At 72.9% G+C, this 15,351-nt stretch carries 12 protein-coding genes; 7 read left to right on the plus strand and 5 right to left on the minus strand.

All coding sequences use genetic code 11. The features are described 5' to 3' along the window. Positions 1-149: 149 nt before the first annotated feature. Positions 150-1,874 carry a 2-isopropylmalate synthase gene (leuA, locus tag AWQ68_RS27690; protein ID WP_066945524.1) on the minus strand — a complete coding sequence of 575 codons (1,725 nt, stop codon included), beginning with the start codon at positions 1,872-1,874 and terminating at the stop codon, positions 150-152. A 268-nt stretch (positions 1,875-2,142) separates the two neighbouring features. Between leuA and AWQ68_RS27695 the strand changes: the two genes are divergently transcribed. The 6 genes from AWQ68_RS27695 to AWQ68_RS27720 all read left to right on the plus strand — a co-directional run bounded on the left by AWQ68_RS27695 (position 2,143) and on the right by AWQ68_RS27720 (position 9,255). Next, on the plus strand, positions 2,143-2,388 hold the full coding sequence (locus AWQ68_RS27695) for a DUF2630 family protein (protein ID WP_066945406.1): 246 nt from the start codon (positions 2,143-2,145) through the stop codon (positions 2,386-2,388). Positions 2,389-2,510: 122 nt separating this feature from the next. Beyond that, positions 2,511-3,494 (plus strand): GNAT family N-acetyltransferase, encoded by a 984-nt coding sequence (locus AWQ68_RS27700; protein ID WP_066945408.1) that lies wholly within the window; start codon positions 2,511-2,513, stop codon positions 3,492-3,494. A gap of 40 nt (positions 3,495-3,534) precedes the next feature. Beyond that, the gene (locus tag AWQ68_RS43740) at positions 3,535-5,763 is read left to right on the plus strand and encodes a glycoside hydrolase family 6 protein (RefSeq protein ID WP_066945411.1); all 2,229 of its coding nucleotides are present in this window, start codon (positions 3,535-3,537) and stop codon (positions 5,761-5,763) included. Between the two features lie 84 nt (positions 5,764-5,847). Then, entirely contained in the window at positions 5,848-6,240 is a 393-nt protein-coding gene (locus AWQ68_RS27710) for a hypothetical protein (RefSeq protein WP_066945414.1), read from the plus strand. A gap of 55 nt (positions 6,241-6,295) precedes the next feature. Then, entirely contained in the window at positions 6,296-8,626 is a 2,331-nt protein-coding gene (locus AWQ68_RS27715; protein WP_066945417.1) for a DUF4132 domain-containing protein, read from the plus strand. A gap of 149 nt (positions 8,627-8,775) precedes the next feature. Beyond that, positions 8,776-9,255, plus strand: coding sequence for a hypothetical protein (locus AWQ68_RS27720; RefSeq protein ID WP_157545798.1), 480 nt, complete (start codon positions 8,776-8,778; stop codon positions 9,253-9,255). A gap of 97 nt (positions 9,256-9,352) precedes the next feature. Here the strand turns inward: AWQ68_RS27720 and era are convergent, their stop codons facing one another. From era to AWQ68_RS27735, 3 genes are read right to left on the minus strand one after another with little or no spacing between them, the layout of a single operon-like run. Beyond that, on the minus strand, positions 9,353-10,258 hold the full coding sequence (era, locus tag AWQ68_RS27725; RefSeq protein ID WP_066945423.1) for a GTPase Era: 906 nt from the start codon (positions 10,256-10,258) through the stop codon (positions 9,353-9,355). 1 nt (position 10,259) lies between these two features. Further along, positions 10,260-10,595, minus strand: coding sequence for a cytidine deaminase-like protein (locus AWQ68_RS27730; protein WP_066945426.1), 336 nt, complete (start codon positions 10,593-10,595; stop codon positions 10,260-10,262). Further along, complete coding sequence (locus tag AWQ68_RS27735) at positions 10,592-11,257, minus strand: hypothetical protein (protein WP_066945429.1); 666 nt, start codon at positions 11,255-11,257, stop codon at positions 10,592-10,594. The genes AWQ68_RS27730 and AWQ68_RS27735 overlap by 4 nt, the downstream gene beginning before the upstream one ends. Before the next feature lie 350 nt (positions 11,258-11,607). On the opposite strand from AWQ68_RS27735, the gene AWQ68_RS27740 reads away from it, so the two are divergent. Next, positions 11,608-12,027, plus strand: coding sequence for a pyridoxamine 5'-phosphate oxidase family protein (locus AWQ68_RS27740; protein WP_066945432.1), 420 nt, complete (start codon positions 11,608-11,610; stop codon positions 12,025-12,027). Here AWQ68_RS27740 and AWQ68_RS27745 read toward each other — a convergent pair. Then, positions 11,994-15,290, minus strand: coding sequence for an ATP-binding protein (locus AWQ68_RS27745; protein ID WP_066945435.1), 3,297 nt, complete (start codon positions 15,288-15,290; stop codon positions 11,994-11,996). The two genes, AWQ68_RS27740 and AWQ68_RS27745, sit on opposite strands and share 34 nt — an antisense overlap. Positions 15,291-15,351 lie beyond the last annotated feature (61 nt).

The following is a 15,351-nucleotide window of genomic DNA, read 5'->3' on the forward strand; positions in this document are numbered from 1 at the left end:
ACGGGGCGGTGGCCGTGGGTCGCACGGCCGCCGCCCCTTCTCGTTGGCTTTGGCGCCCGGTCGTCGCGGCCTCGTGGGCCTGACCGGATGTCGTCGGTCCCGGGAGCCGGGCAGGTCGTGCCCGCGCTCCCGTCATCGGTGCGCGGGCGTCAGCGGCTCGCGCGGTTCACGGCGGAAATGATCGCCTTCAGGGACGCGGTGGTGGTGTTGGCGTCGATGCCCACGCCCCACAGGGTCTGGGAGCCGCCCTCGACGGCGACCTCGCACTCCACGTAGGACGCGGCCTTGGCGTCGGCGCCCGCGCTCATCGCGTGCTCGGTGTAGTCGAGCACCCGTACGTCCACGCCGATGCCGCGCAGGGCGTCGCAGAAGGCCGAGATCGGGCCGTTGCCGACCCCCTCGATCTCGCGGATCTCGCCGTCGACGCGGATGTCCGCGTTGATCACGTCCTTGTCGTCCACGGCGGAGGACCCGCGGTGCGCCAGGAGGCCGACCCGGCCCCACGGCTTGGCGGGGTTCGGCAGGTACTCGTCGGTGAACGCCTCCCACATGGCGGCCGGGGTGACCTCACCGCCCTCGGCGTCGGTCTGCGCCTGGACCACGCGGGAGAACTCGATCTGCAGCCGGCGCGGCAGGTCGAGCTGGTGGTCGGCCTTCATGATGTAGGCGACGCCGCCCTTGCCCGACTGGCTGTTGACCCGGATGACCGCCTCGTAGGTGCGGCCGATGTCCTTCGGGTCGATCGGCAGGTACGGCACGGCCCAGGTGAAGTCGTCCACCGGTACGCCGGCCGCGGCCGCGTCGCGCTCCAGGTGCTCCAGGCCCTTCTTGATGGCGTCCTGGTGGGAGCCGGAGAAGGCGGTGTAGACCAGCTCGCCGCCCCAGGGGTGGCGGGGGTGAACCGGGAGCTGGTTGCAGTACTCGACGACGCGCCGGATCTCGTCCATGTCCGAGATGTCGACCTGCGGGTCGATGCCCTGGGAGAACAGGTTCATGGCCAGCGTCACCAGGCACACGTTGCCGGTGCGCTCGCCGTTCCCGAACAGGCATCCCTCGATGCGGTCGGCTCCGGCCATGTACCCCAGCTCGGCGGCGGCGACGGCGGTGCCGCGGTCGTTGTGGGGGTGCAGCGACAGCACGATCGAGTCGCGGTAGGCCAGGTGGCGGTTCATCCACTCGATCTGGTCGGCGTAGATGTTCGGCGTGGCCATCTCGACCGTGGCGGGCAGGTTGACGATCACCTTGCGGTCGGGGGTGGGCTGCCAGACGTCGTTGACGGCGTTGCAGACCTCGACGGCGTACTCCAGCTCGGTGCCGGTGAAGGACTCCGGGGAGTACTGGAAGAAGATCTCGGTGCCCTCCATCTCGGCGGCCATCTTCTTGCACAGCTTGGCGCCCTCGACGGCGATGGCCGTGATGCCGTCCTTGTCCTGGCCGAAGACGACCCGCCGCTGCAGCGTCGAGGTCGAGTTGTACAGGTGGACGATGGCCTGCTTCGCACCGCGCAGCGACTCGAAGGTGCGCTCGATCAGCTCGGGCCGCGCCTGGGTGAGGACCTGGATGACGACGTCGTCGGGGATGCGGCCTTCCTCGATGATCTGCCGGACGAAGTCGTAGTCGGTCTGGGAGGCGGCGGGGAAGCCGACCTCGATCTCCTTGTAGCCCATGCGTACCAGCAGCTCGAACATCTTGAGCTTGCGGTGGGCGTCCATGGGGTCGATCAGGGCCTGGTTGCCGTCACGCAGGTCGACGGCGCACCACTGCGGCGCTCGCTCGATGACCTTGTCCGGCCAGGTGCGGTCCGCCAGCCGGATCGGCTCGAACGGCGTGTAGCGGTGGTACGGCATGGGGCTGGGCTGCTGTTGCGGGTACATCATGCTCCTCGATGGACGCGCCGGCGCGAGCGTGGAAAGACGGGCATCCCGATCGGGAAGAGGGGCTCGCCACCGGTAAATGACCTGGGGCGGCCGACGCGCACGGCAGTCTCCGCGGCGAGGGAGCCGGCCTCTTACAGGCCCTCGCCGCGGCGGATAAGAAGAAGCCCGCGCAGCACGCCTTGCAGATTAGCAGACCGTCTCAAATGCTCCCGACGGCAAGGGGGACGGACACATAACCGGCCCTCCGCTGGAAAGGGGGTCGGACATGAGGGACGACGAGATCCTCCGCCGCATCGGCGAGCTCATCGACGAAGAACACACCCTACGCGGGAGGCTGGCGGCGGGAGAACTCACCAGCGAGGAGGAGCACGAGCGGATCCGGACGCTGGAAGGCGCGCTCGACCAGTGCTGGGACCTGCTCAGACAGCGCCGGGCCAGCAGGGACGCCGGAGAGGACCCCGACATCGGCGTGCCGCGGCCGGTCGACGAGATCGAGGACTACGAGCAGTGACGCGTGCCCGCGGCCTCGTGTAGGGCGAGCGCCGCGCGGCCCGTTTCCCGCCGGCGCGGGGTGCTGGGACGGCCCGGATAATCGGTCGCGCCCCCGTTGGCCAGTGCGGTTTCCTGGTGCGCATGCATTTCGAACGCCTCCGCCTCTCCGACCCCGGCGACCGGGTTGCCGGCCTGTACGCGATCCACCAGGCCGTGGACGACCCCGGAGCCCCGACGTCGGTGCGGCACTTCTCGTCCATGCTGGAGGACGGCTGGACGGGCGAGCCCGGGGAGAGCTGGGTGGTCCGGGTGGACGGCGAGATCGCCGGCGGCTACACCCTGTACTACCCGCAGGAGGACAACACCCACATCTCGGACCTGGTCTTCCTCCTCGTCCACCCCGAGCGACGCCGCCGGGGCCTGGGCGGGGCCCTTCTGGATCACGCGATCGGCCGGGCCCGCGGCGAGGGGCGCAGCCTCCTCGTCGGTGAGACGCCGACGGGCGGTCCGGGCGCGGCCTTCGCGCAGGCGAAGGGTTTCACGCCGGCCACGGCGGAGGCGCGCCGCGTCCTCGACCTGCGCACCGTGGACTGGGCGTCCTTCGAGCTCATGCGGGCCGACGCGGCGCGTCACGCGCGGGGGTACACGCTCGAACGGTGGACCGGCCCGGCGAGTGACGAGTTGCTCGACGACCTGGCTCTCCTGGCGGGGTCCATGAACGACGAGCCGCTGGGCGACCTGGAGATGGAGGGCCACCGCTGGACCGCCGAACGGATGCGGGCCGGCGACGAGGCGCTGGTGCGGGCCGGGCTCACGGCCTACACGATGATCGCCCGGCATGACACCAGCGGCGAGCCGGCGGGCTTCACCCGGATCCTGGTGGATGCGGAGGAGCATCGCGGCTGGGCGCGTCAGGCGGACACCGGCGTGCTCCAGGCGCACCGCGGCCACCGGCTCGGAACGGTGCTCAAGCTGGCCAACGCCGCCTGGCTGCACGCCTGCGAGCCCGCTGTCGAGCGCATCATCACCTGGAACGCCGACTACAACGCGTACATGCTGCGGATCAACGAACTGATGGGGTTCCGCCTGCTGGACAACTGGAACGCGTGGCAGCTCCGCGTCTGAACGGCTGGATGGGCCCGGGGTCGCTGGTTATGATCCCGCAGTGGCGTCAAACGGTGGAAACCCCGATGAATCCCCGATAGGTGACGCCCTGCGCGAGGGGGATCCTCACCAGGCCGGGCCGTTCACCCTGCTCCGCCGGCTCGGCCAGGGCGGCATGGGCACCGTCTACCTCGGGCGCGCCCCCGACGGCGACCTGGTCGCGGTCAAGCTCATCCACCCCCAGTGGGCCGCCGACCCCGAATTCCGCCGCCGCTTCACCCGCGAGATCGCCGCGGCCCAGCGCGTCGCCCGCTTCTGCACCGCCCCCGTCCTGGCCGCCGATGTCGAGGGCGACACCGCCTATCTCGTCACCGAATACGTCCCCGGGCCCACGCTCCAGCAGGCCGTACGCGAGCAGGGGCCGCTCAGCGGTTCGCACCTCGAGAGCGTCGCGGTGAGCGTCGCGGTCGCGCTGCAGGCCATCCACGCCGCCGGGATCGTCCATCGCGATCTCAAACCGGGGAACGTCCTGCTGTCCCCGCTCGGCCCCAAGGTGATCGACTTCGGCATCGCCCAGCTCGCCGAGGCCGGCGCCCACACCAGCAGCGCCATCGTCGGTACCCCCGCCTACATGCCCCCCGAACAGGCCCGAGGCGAACACGTCACCTCCGCCTCCGACATCTTCGCCTGGGGAGCCCTCGTCACCTACGCCGCCACGGGACACTCCCCCTTCGGCGACGGACCGCCGCCCAGCGTCCTCTACCGCGTCGTCCACCACGAACCCGACCTCGCCGCGCTCGAACCCGACCTGCGCGCCCTCGTCGCCCAGGCACTGGCCAAAGACCCCGCCCACCGACCCACCGCCCAGCAGCTCATCGACGCCCTCACCCGCCACGCGCCGGTCGCTCAGGCCACCGCGGCGGGCCGTACGGGCGAGGAGACGGGCGCCGAAGTCACGGGCGGGACGGCCGTCGCCCGCCGCAGCCCCCGGGTAGTCGCCGGAGCGGCGGCCGCCGCCGTGGCGCTCGTGACGGCCGGAGTCGTGATCGCCCTGCGGATCGGCCCGGCGGGCGGGGACGACGGCGGGCCTCCGTCGCAGGCCATCGGCTCGCAGAAGGTCCCCGTGTCGTCCACCGGCCCCGCCTCGGCCGCCTCCCCGGGTGGAGCGGGAGGCGGGACCGGCGGCGCTACGGACGGCGGGAAAGATCCGGCGACGGACGGCGCCGGTGGAGGCGTCAAGGACGGCAACCCTCTGGGCGGGCAGGCGGTGCGGTTCTACGTCCGCCCCGACAGCGACGCGGCCGAGCAGGCGTCGATCTGGCAGGCGGACGGCCGGAAGGGCGACGCCGCCCTCATGCGGGCGCTCGCCCGGGTCCCGCAGTCGGTCTGGCTGGAGGCGCGCATGTCCGACGCCGACGCCGCCCGGGTCGTGAACGCGACGCTCGACGTGGCCGGGAAGCAGAAGGCCGTCGCCGTGTTCGTCACGGACGGCATCCCGGTGCGCGACTGCTACCCCAACGGCGCGCCCGACTCGCGGGCGTACGCGTCGTGGATCGACGCGATCGCCACCGCCATCGGCGACCGCCCCGCCGTGGTCGTGCTGGAGCCCAACAGCCTGAGCAAGCTCCCGGGCGCGCCGGGCTGCTCCCTCGGAGGCCCCGACGGCGAGAAGAACCGTTTCGCCCAGCTCTCCGGCGCGGTCCGGCGGCTCGGCGCGCTGCCGAAGACCGCCGTCTACCTGGACGGCGGGCAACAGTACTGGCCCTCGATCGCGGACGCCGCGAGCCGCCTGATCAAAGCGGGGCTCGACCAGGCCGACGGGTACTTTCTCAACGCCTCCGGCTTCCAGCCGACCGCGGACGTCGAGGCGTACGGCGTCAGACTGGCCAAATGCGTCCATCTCATGAAGGAGCGCGCCGGGAGCCGCTGCCAGGCTCCGGAGATCGACACCGTCTCGAATGACACGCCGGGGCTGCCCCACTTCGTCATCGACACCGGCAGGAACGGCAGGGGTGAGTGGCGTCCGCCGGCCGGGAAGTACAAACAGGCCCAGGAGTGGTGCAACCCGCCCGGCCGGGGCGTCGGCGCACGCCCCACGACGGACACCAGGAGCGGCCTGACCGACGCCTACCTGTGGCTCCGCGACCCCACCAAGTCGAACGGCACCTGCACGCGCGGCACCTCCGGCCCCGGGGATCCCGTCTACGGGCTCATGGCCCCGCACGGCGGCGCGTTCTGGCCGGACCTCGCCCTCCAGCGGGCCAAGAACGCCGTCCCGCCGCTGCGCTGAGGACGTAGGCGGCGGGGGACGGGGTTCTGTCGGCCCCGGCTGCTAGGAATCTCACCGTCACCTCCGACGAGCGAAGGACGTCCGATGGCGTTGGTCACATTCCGCGACGAGACCGCGACCGGCAGGTCGCTGGACGAGTTCGTCCTGCCCGGCGTGCCCGAGCGGATCTCCGCCCGAGAGCTGGTACGGCTGCGCGTGCGCGAGGAGGTCGCCCGATACAACGCGGCTCCGTCGGCTCACTTCCGCGGCCTGGTCAGGCCGACCGAGGCCGAGGTCGAGCTGAACGGCTACCGGATGCGCACCGCCCGCAGGCTCGACTGGGAGCGGCAGGCCGACGCGGCCGAGGCGGCCTTCGCCCGCAACGGGTTCATCCTCCTGGTCGGCGACCGGCAGATCGAGGACCTGGCCGACGAGATCGACCTGGCGGCCGACCCCGTGGTGTCCTTCGTCAAGCTCGTCCCCCTGGTCGGAGGCTGACCGTGGGCGTCGTCGCCGATCCGTCCGTCGCCCGCCATATCAAGGGATGATCCCGATGCGCCTCTCTCCCGCCGCGCTGACCCTGCGCGCGCTCATGACCGACCCGGACACCACCGGCGACCCATGGTTTGAGAAGTCCTACCTGACCGCTTCCGACCTGGGCGCGCTCCTGCCGTACGCGTACCGGACGACGGGGAGCGGAGGCACGTCCATGTCGGCGAGGTTCGTGGTGGAGGACGCCGTCAAGGAGCGCCAGCCGTCGTTCACGCCGGAGGCGTGCGCCGGCCTGTTCCTGGCCCTCGTGGACGGGCTGCCGGAGCGCCAGTGGTCCAACCTTCCCCTGGCCGCGGCGGCGTTGGTGCGCTGCCCCGACGGCCCGCCACGCGCCGACCTCGCCGAGCCCGCGCGGGCGTTGGTGCGCTTCCACCTCGGCTCGCGCCGCCTGGAGCACCCGCACGCGCTGCTGGCGGTCGCCGGGCTCGCCGGGCTGGACGACGAGGTGGCCGCGGTGCTCAAGACCGGGCCGGGTCCGATCGCCACGGGCGAGATCGACCTGCTGCTCGGCTGGGAGGCGGAGCGCCGGGCCCTGCTGGCCGAGATCGTCGAGAGGAGCTACGGCTGCCCTCCCCCGCTGCCCGACGCCTGGGAGCGGCTGGCCGCGATCCCGGAGTACGCGGCCTTCGCCCGCTCCGCCCTGGAAGTGGCCGACACCAGGGTCGCCGCCATCCACGCGGGCGAGATCCCCTATCGCGCCGACCGCGCCTTCGACGACGGGGAGAAGACCGTGCTCGGCCGGGCCGTACGGCTGGCGCTGCGGCAGGACGAACCGTGGCTGCCCGACCTGTTCGACCGGCTGGCGCGCGGCGTGGCGGTGGCGCCCACCACGGCGCGCACGCTGCCCTCCCAGGGCCTGCTGTACGAGATGGCCCGCGCCGCGGAGGAGTTCCCGACCCCGGAGGCGGTCGGCGCGCTGCGGGCCGCGCGGGAGGTGACGCGGCACGCGGGCGTGCCCAAGCAACTCGACCGCACGCTCAAGCGGATCGAACAGGCGCTGGCCGATCGGGTCGAGGTGGCCTTCCGGATGCCGGACCTCGGGTTCGAGCCGGGCGGGCGGCTCCGCGTGCCCGTCGGCGGGCACGCGGCCGTGATCTCCGTCGGCGACGACGTCGAGCTGGCCTGGTGGCAGGGCGACAAGCGGCTCAAGGGGGTGCCCGCGGCGGTACGGCGGGACCATGCCGACGAGGTCAAGCGCCTGCGCGACCTGACGGGGCGAGCCCGCCGGCAGCTCACCACGCTGATCCGCGCGCTGGAGGCGGGATTCCCCGGCGAGACGGCCCATCCGTACGCGACCTGGCGGGAGCGGCTGGCCGACCATCCGATCGCCGGGACGGTCGCACGGCGGCTGATCTGGGAGATCGAGGTCTCCCCCGGGCGACGGGTGAGCGTACTGGGCGGCGCCACGGACGCCGACATCGCCGGAATCACCGGGGTCGCGCCGCCGCCCGACGCCCCGGTCCGGCTGTGGCATCCGGTCCGCGCCTTTCTGGACGACGTACGCGCGTGGCGCGAACGGATCAGTGAGGACCGGATCAGGCAGCCGTTCAAGCAGGCGTTCCGCGAGATCTACCCGCTCACCCCCGCCGAGGAGCGCACCGGCGTCTACTCCAACCGGTTCGCCGCCCACGTGGTGGACTACCGGAAGCTGTACGCGCTGTTCAAGCAGCGCGGCTGGGCGGCCGACATGCTGGGCCCGTGGGACGGCGGCAGCCACGGGACGGCCCGGCGCATGCTCGCCGGCGGACGCTGGCAAGCGTTGTTCCTCCACGAGGCCGACGGATCGGGCGAGCACGCCACCACCGACCAGATCCGCTTCCATCGCAACGAAGACGGCGAATGGCGGCAGGCGGCGCTCAGCGAGGTGCCGCCGCTGGTGTTCAGCGAGGCGATGCGGGATGTGGACCTGTTCGTCGCGGTCACGTCGATCGCCACCGATCCCGGGTGGGCCGACCGCGGCGACGCCCGCCGCGACGACTACTGGCACACGGCCGCCTTCGGCCCGCTGCCGCCTTCGGCGGAGGTCCGTCGGGACGCGCTGGCCCGCCTGCTGCCGCGCACCGCGATCGCGGAGCGCTGCGTCCTGACGGACCGCTACCTGCAGGTCCGGGGCGATCTGCGGAGCTACCGGATCCATCTGGGCAGCGCCAACATCCTCATGGACCCCGGCGACGTCTACCTGTGCATCGTCAGCGCCCCGGACGCGGCCGACGACGTCTTCCTGCCGTTCGAGGAGGACGGGCGACTCGGGCTGATCCTCAGCAAGGCGTTCCTACTGGCCCGCGACAGCGAGATCGAGGACGAGACCATCCTGCGGCAAATCAAGGGGTGAACGGCCGCGGGCCCTGACGGCGGAGCCCGCTGAGCCCGACGTCCACGAACGTCCGCGACGCGCTCCATGCCGCCGCCTCGCACAACCGCCGGCAATGGGCGCGTCCTCGAATGATGGCAGGGCGGCTCCCCGGGCCGTAGCCTGTGATCGTGGCCGACCTCACCCCGTCCCCGCAGGGGGTTCCCGCCAGGAGCGGCGGGGGGACGTTGATCTCCATGGCCGTGATCGTCACCGGCCTGGCGCTCGCCGTCACCGCCGTCCTTCCCTGGGCCGGGGTGACGGCGGAGTTCGGCCTGGTGGGCACCGAGCTCACCCGGGCGATCCGCGGCGTCGACAGGGCCCCGGGCTGGTTCGTCCTGGGCGCGGGCATCGCGGCCACGCTCCTGGGCGTTCTCGGGATGACGAGGAGCAGGCTGTTCACCGGGTTCGCGATCCTGCCCGGCGCCGTCGCCGCGTTCGCGCTGGCCATGTTCCTGACCGACCCGCAGGAGTGGGTCGAGCGGCTGAGCTTCCGCATCCCCGGCCTGGTGGACGTGCATCCCAGCGTCCAGTACGGCTGGTTCGCCGCCCTGATCGCCTCCGTCGCGGTCGCCGCCCTGGCCGCCGCCGCCCTCCTGCGCCGCCGCTGACGGCACGACACCGGCCTGAAGACCGTCGGCCGCCGCCCGCCCCGCGGGGTAGCGGTGGCGGAGGCCGGACGGCCGACGTTCGAGAGGTCCCCGAGACTCAGTCGTAGAAGCCGAGGCGGCGGAGCTGCTTGGGGTCGCGCTGCCACTCCTTCGCGACCTTGACCCGCAGGTCGAGGTAGACGCGGGTGCCGAGCAAGGCCTCGATCTGCTTGCGCGCCCGGGTGCCGACGTCCTTGAGCCGGGCACCCGCCGGACCGATCACGATCGCCTTCTGCGACGGCCGCTCCACGAACATGTGGGCGTAGATGTCGAGGAGGTCGTCCCGGCCCTCGCGCGGGCCCATCTCCTCCACGACGACCGCGATGGAGTGCGGCAGCTCGTCACGGACCCCTTCGAGCGCCGCCTCGCGGATCAGCTCGGCCACGAGAACCTGCTCGGGCTCGTCGGTCAGCTCGCCTCCGGCGTACAGGGGCGGGGACTCGGGCAGCCGCGCGGTGAGCAGGTCGGCGAGCACGTCGAGCTGCTCTCCGCTCTCGGCGGAGACCGGCACGATCTCCTCGAAGTTCGCCAGGGACGAGACCGCGAGGAGCTGCTCGGCGATCTGCTGCCGGCTGGCCAGGTCGCACTTGGTCACCACGGCGACGAGCGGCGTCTTCTTGACCGCGGCGATCTTCTCGGCGATGAACCTGTCGCCCTTGCCGATGGGCTCGTTGGCCGGCACGCAGAAGCCGATCACGTCCACCTCGGTCAGCGTGGACAGCACGAGGCTGTCGAGCCGCTCGCCGAGCAGGGTGCGCGGCCGGTGCAGGCCGGGGGTGTCCACGATGACGAGCTGTGAGCCGGGCCGGTGCACGATCCCGCGGATGGCCCGCCGCGTGGTCTGCGGCTTGGAGGAGGTGATGGCCACCTTCGTGCCGACCAGCGCGTTCATCAGCGTGGACTTGCCCACGTTCGGCCGCCCGACGAAGCAGGCGAAACCGGCGCGGAATTCGGGAGTGCTCACGTCAGACGTACCGGCCCTTCACCACACCGTCGGGACCGGCCAGGAAGATGGGGGCCTTGCCGAGGTCCCGGACCGCGGCGACGTCCCGCTCGCCCGGCTCGTCCACCTCGCCGACCAGCGCCACGGCCTCCAGAGACGCCGCCCCACTGGAGACCGCCATCGCCACCGCCACCTGCGTCGCGGACAGCTCCAGCGAGGGCAGGGCGACGTTCGTCGCCACGTACGTGCGCCCGGTCTCGTCCCGTACGGCGGCGCCCTCGGCCGAGCCGTTGCGCGCGCGGGCCGACCTGGCCAGCGTGATGATCTTTTGGTCTTCGGGGTCGAGTGTCTCAGTCACAGGTCAAGGGTACTGACCCTTCCGACCAGGACCCTGGCGAGTGCCGCGGTGCCCTTGACGTCCGCGGACGCGACTCCCCCATGAACGAGGGTGATCAGCGCGTCCCCCTGCCGCGCCACCACCAGGTGCATCTCGTACGGATATCCGCCGACCCGGCCCCTGAGCCGCCGCGCCTCGACATCGTCGCCCACGTCTTTGATCGGCAGGCGTGAGGCGCGGAGGCGGTCGCCCTTGCCCGGGCCCCCGGCGGCGGCGACGCGGCAGCTCCGCATGGCCCGTTCCAGCCGGCCGAGCACCCCGCCGGCCGCGTTGTCCCCGTAGACCGCGAGGCCGACGGCCGCGGTCTCGCCAACGTGCTTCCCCTCGTAGGTGGTGGCGGTCCCGGCGACGAGGTCGCGCGTGGGCGGCCGGCCCGCCGCCGCGTCGAACAGGACCCGGCAGTCACCGCTCTTGGCCCGGAACGGCGGCTTCCACTGCTCGCGCTGGTGGTCGGAGAAGCCCTGGGGCATGTCCTCGATCCCGCCGAGCAGGACCTTCAACCGTCCTGCGTCCACAGCCGCCTGCTGTGTCGCGTCTCCACCGCCGTCGTCGCATCCCGCCAGCGCGGCCACGAGACAGGCCGCGGCCGCGGCCGCGCAGACAGCACCGCCGATGATCCGCATTCCGGTGTCCCCCGTTCTCCGGCGGGTCCGGAAGATCCCCGCCGACGGCTTTCTTCCCCGGCGGCAAAAGTGGCAATCACCCTGAGTAACCAATATGGGCCTCTCACCCGATCAATTCGGGCGAGAGGCCCCAAGGAACTCCCCCGTGTTCTCCCCTTGTGAGGAAGGGAGCCGGTGCGCCGCGAACCCCTCCCGGCGCGCCGGTACTTCCCCTCATAACGCCCCGAACCCCCCGGGCGTCTGAAGAGATCCTCGCCGACCCCACTTGTAAGCCACTTGAGACCCACTTGCCCGGCCTCCGGCGCCACCGCGCCTAGGGGGTTCCAACTGGCCGGATGCACCCTTGTCACGTGATCAGCGAACTGGAGCGGCGGCTGGCCGGCGCCCCTGCGCGAGGGACCCTCATGCACCTCGCCACCCTGCGCGCCGACGGCTCGCCCGCGCTCTGCAACGTGCGATACCACGCCACGTTCGCCCCCGACCGGCTCTACTTCGTCGTCCACCGGGACCGCCGGTACGCCCGGGACCTGCGGTCCGACATCCGGGTGGCCGGCTCCATCGTGACCGTCGGCCGGGACGGCGACGCCCGCGCCGAGGGCGTGACCTTCACCGGGACCGCCCGGGAACTGCCCGAAGACGCCCAGATCCCCGACCATCCCGTACGGCTCTCGCCCGGCGAGCGGGTCTACCGGCTGGACGTCGCCGAGTGGTCCCTGCTCGACGCGGACCGGCTCGATCATGAGCCCCGCGCGATCCCGGCCAGGCCCTGACGTGCTGCGTCGGCCCACACCGTCGCGCCCGCCGCCGTGGCGAGGCGGAGGGCCGTACGGTACCGCTCGGCGGCCTCGTCCGTGCGGCCGAGGAAGGCCGCGAGGTCCCCGAGCACCTGGGCGACCGGCCACAGCGGGATCAGCCCGGTGCCGTTGGTGACCAGGCCCTCCGGGTACGGCGCCAGCGCCTCGTAGGTCTCCAGCACCCTGGCGCGGTCGGCGACGGCGACCCCCAGCAGGCCGCGGACCACGACGAACACGCGCGAGTAGTAGTCGGGCCTGATCGGCCGGGGCTCGCCGGCGACCTTCCGCGCCTCCTCCACCCGTCCGGCCCGGGCCAGCACGAGCGCGTACGGCTCGACGGCGACGTCCCAGTGTCCGGCGATCAGCTCGGCCTCGGGGAGCAGGTGGGTGAGATCGCCGCGGAGGAGGGCGATGCAGTACCGCCCCATGTACGACAGGCCGATCTCGAACCGCCAGTTGCCGACGGCCGCGTGCGCCCGCGCCCCCTCGAGGTAGAGCCGTTCCGCCTCCTCGTACTCGCCCACGATGGCGTGGCGGAACCCTTGATAGAAGGTCACGAGGGATCCCGGCATCGTCAGGTCGTACCGTTCGGCGAGCCGTTCGGCTCGCACGGCGTGTTCCTCCGCACGCGCGAAGTCGAGGCTCCCGATGGCCTGCTGCATGAGGATCAGGTGGGCCACGACCTCGGCGACGGCCATGCCGTTCTCCCGCGCCAGTGCCAGCAACTCGGTGCCGATCCGGCCGCGTTCGGCGTGACCGTCCCCCCGGAAGGTGTGGAAGTGCCGGGCGTTGAGCGCGCGGGCCAGGGCGTCGGCGTCGCCGAGCCGCCGGGCCATCGCCACCGCCTGCTCCGCCGCCTCGACCCCGCGCGTGCTCAGCTCGCCTTCGAGCTCGAACGCCAGGGACGTGAGCAGGCCGCACCTCGCCGCGCCGTCTCCGGGCGGGAGCAGCGGCAGCGTGTCCTCGACGGCCCTGACGACAGCCTGCGACACCGTGCCGTAGTCCCTGGTGCTCCACAGGGCGGGCGTGTCGAAGGCCGCGATCACCCGCGCGGTGATCACCGGGTCGCCTCTCGGGAGAGCGAGGCCGAGCGCGCGTTCCCGCATCTCCCTTGCGGCCGCGAAGCGGTTGCCGTACGCGAGCGACCGGACCCGACGCATGATCAGCTCCAGGTCGTCCCCGTCGCCGAGGTCGAGCGCCTGTTCCCAGAGCGCCGCCGCCTCGCGGTAGGCGAACCGCCGCTCGGCCTGCTCCGCGGCGAGCGCGCTGTAGCGGGCCGCTTTGGCACGTTCCCCACCCGCCGCGAAGTGGTGCGCCAGCGCCGCGATGCCGTCCGGGCGGAGCCGTTCGAGCACCTCGGCCACCCGGGCGTGCGTACGCGAGCGCCGTAATCGCGACATGTCGTCGTAAAGTGTGTCCCGGACGAGGGCGTGCGCGAAGCGCAGGCCACCGCCCTCGGGCTCGACGAGCAGCCCGGCCATCAGCGCCGCCTCGACGGCGTCCAGGACGACGTCCTCGCCGCCTCCGTTCACCGCCGCGAGCACGTCCACGTCGATGTCCCCGCCGATCACCGCGGCCTCGCGCAGCACGGTCTGCGCGGGCACGGGAAGCCGGCCGAGTCTGCGTCGCAGCACGTCGCGTACCCCGGCGGGGACGGCGGAAAGTGCCGCCGCCTCCCCTTCCGAGGCGATCAGCCGGGCGGTCTCCCGCAGGAAGAACGGGTTGCCCCCGGTGCGCTCGGCGAGCGCGTCCACGGTCTCGGCCGAGATCTCCACACCGGAGACCGCGGCGAGCAGCTCGGCGGCGGCGTCCCGCCGGAGCCCGGACAGCGGGATCCGCAGCGGCTCGTGCCGGGCCAGGGCCGCCGAGGTGTCGGCCAGCCGCTCGGCCTCCTCCTGCCGGAACGTCCCGAGGATCAGCACGGGCGCGTCTCGCAGGTCGGCGGCGAGGTGGACGAGGATGGCCAGCGTCTCCGCGTCCGCGCGGTGCAGGTCGTCGAGGACCAGCAGCAGCGGCGCCCCCCGCGCCACCTCCCCCAGGTACGCCGCGAGCGCCAGGCGGAGCCGGAACCGCTCGGCGGTCGCGTCCGCCTCCTCCGGCGCCCGCTCGCCGTCGCCCGGCTCGTCCAGCAGCCGCCGGATCTGCGCGGCGGGCGCGGCGAGCGGCGCGACGGCCGCCGTCAGCGTCCGGAGGATCTCGCCCCACGCCCATCCGGCGGGAGCGCCCTCGGTCTCGGGCGATCTGCCCACGGCGACCCGCCAGCCCGCCCGGGACCGTTCGGCGGCGAACGCCCGCGCGAGCGCGGACTTGCCCATGCCCGCCTCGCCGCCGATCAGGGCGACGCCGCGCGTACGGCCGAGCAGCAGGGCGAGCTCGCGATCCCGCCCGTACAGCCGATCCGCGGCGGGGGCGGACGGCTCGGGGACCACCGTGAGGCCGCCACGCCCGCCACCGGCCAGGTCGCCGCCCGTCGGATCCGGATCGAGCGTGGGCGCGTGGGCGAGGATGTCGCTCTCCAGCCGCCGCAGCGCCGGCCCCGGGTCCACGCCCAGCTCGTCGGCGAGCCGCTCGCGGGCCTGCCGCAGCACCGACAGCGCGTCCCCCTGCCTGCCCTGGCGGTACAGCGCGACGGCCAGCAGCCGCCAGCCCTCCTCCCGCAGCGGGTGGGCGGCGACGTGCGCCTGCAGGTCGGCGACGGCCGACCCCGGCGCGCCGAGCGCGATCGCCGCCGCGGCCCACTGCTCGACCGCCAGCGCGTGCAGCTCCTCCAGCCGCATGATCTCGGTCACGGCCCAGTCCGCCGTGGCGAACTCCGCGTACGCGGGACCGTTCCAGAGCCGGAGTGCCTCCTCGGTCTGCCGCAGCGCCGCCCGCAGGTCGCCCCCGGCCAGCAGGTCGGCTCCCCGGCGCACCAGCTCCTCGAACCGCCAGGCGTCGACCTCGCCACCCCGGATCGCGTACCCGGGAGGGACGGTGACCAGCACCCGCGCCGGGGTGCGGGCCGTACGGCGGGGCTCCAGCACCCGCCGCAGGTTCGAGACATAGGCCTGCACCGAGGCCAGGGCGCTCGGCGGAGGCTGGTCGCGCCACAGATCGTCGATGATGCGCTCAACCGGTACGACGTGTCCCCGGGCCACGAGCAGCCGCGCGAGCACCGATCGTTGCCGCGGCCCCCCGAGCTCCGCCGGCCCATTTCCCCCTATGGCGTCGAACGTACCAAGAACCCGAAATGTCGCCACGAAGGGAAACTACAGATCACGCAGTCCCGGGCGGCAGGCTCCGGAGTCCCGAGAAGCCGGG

Source organism: Microtetraspora fusca, from assembly GCF_001570365.1.
Taxonomy (GTDB): Bacteria; Actinomycetota; Actinomycetes; order Streptosporangiales; family Streptosporangiaceae; genus Microtetraspora; species Microtetraspora fusca.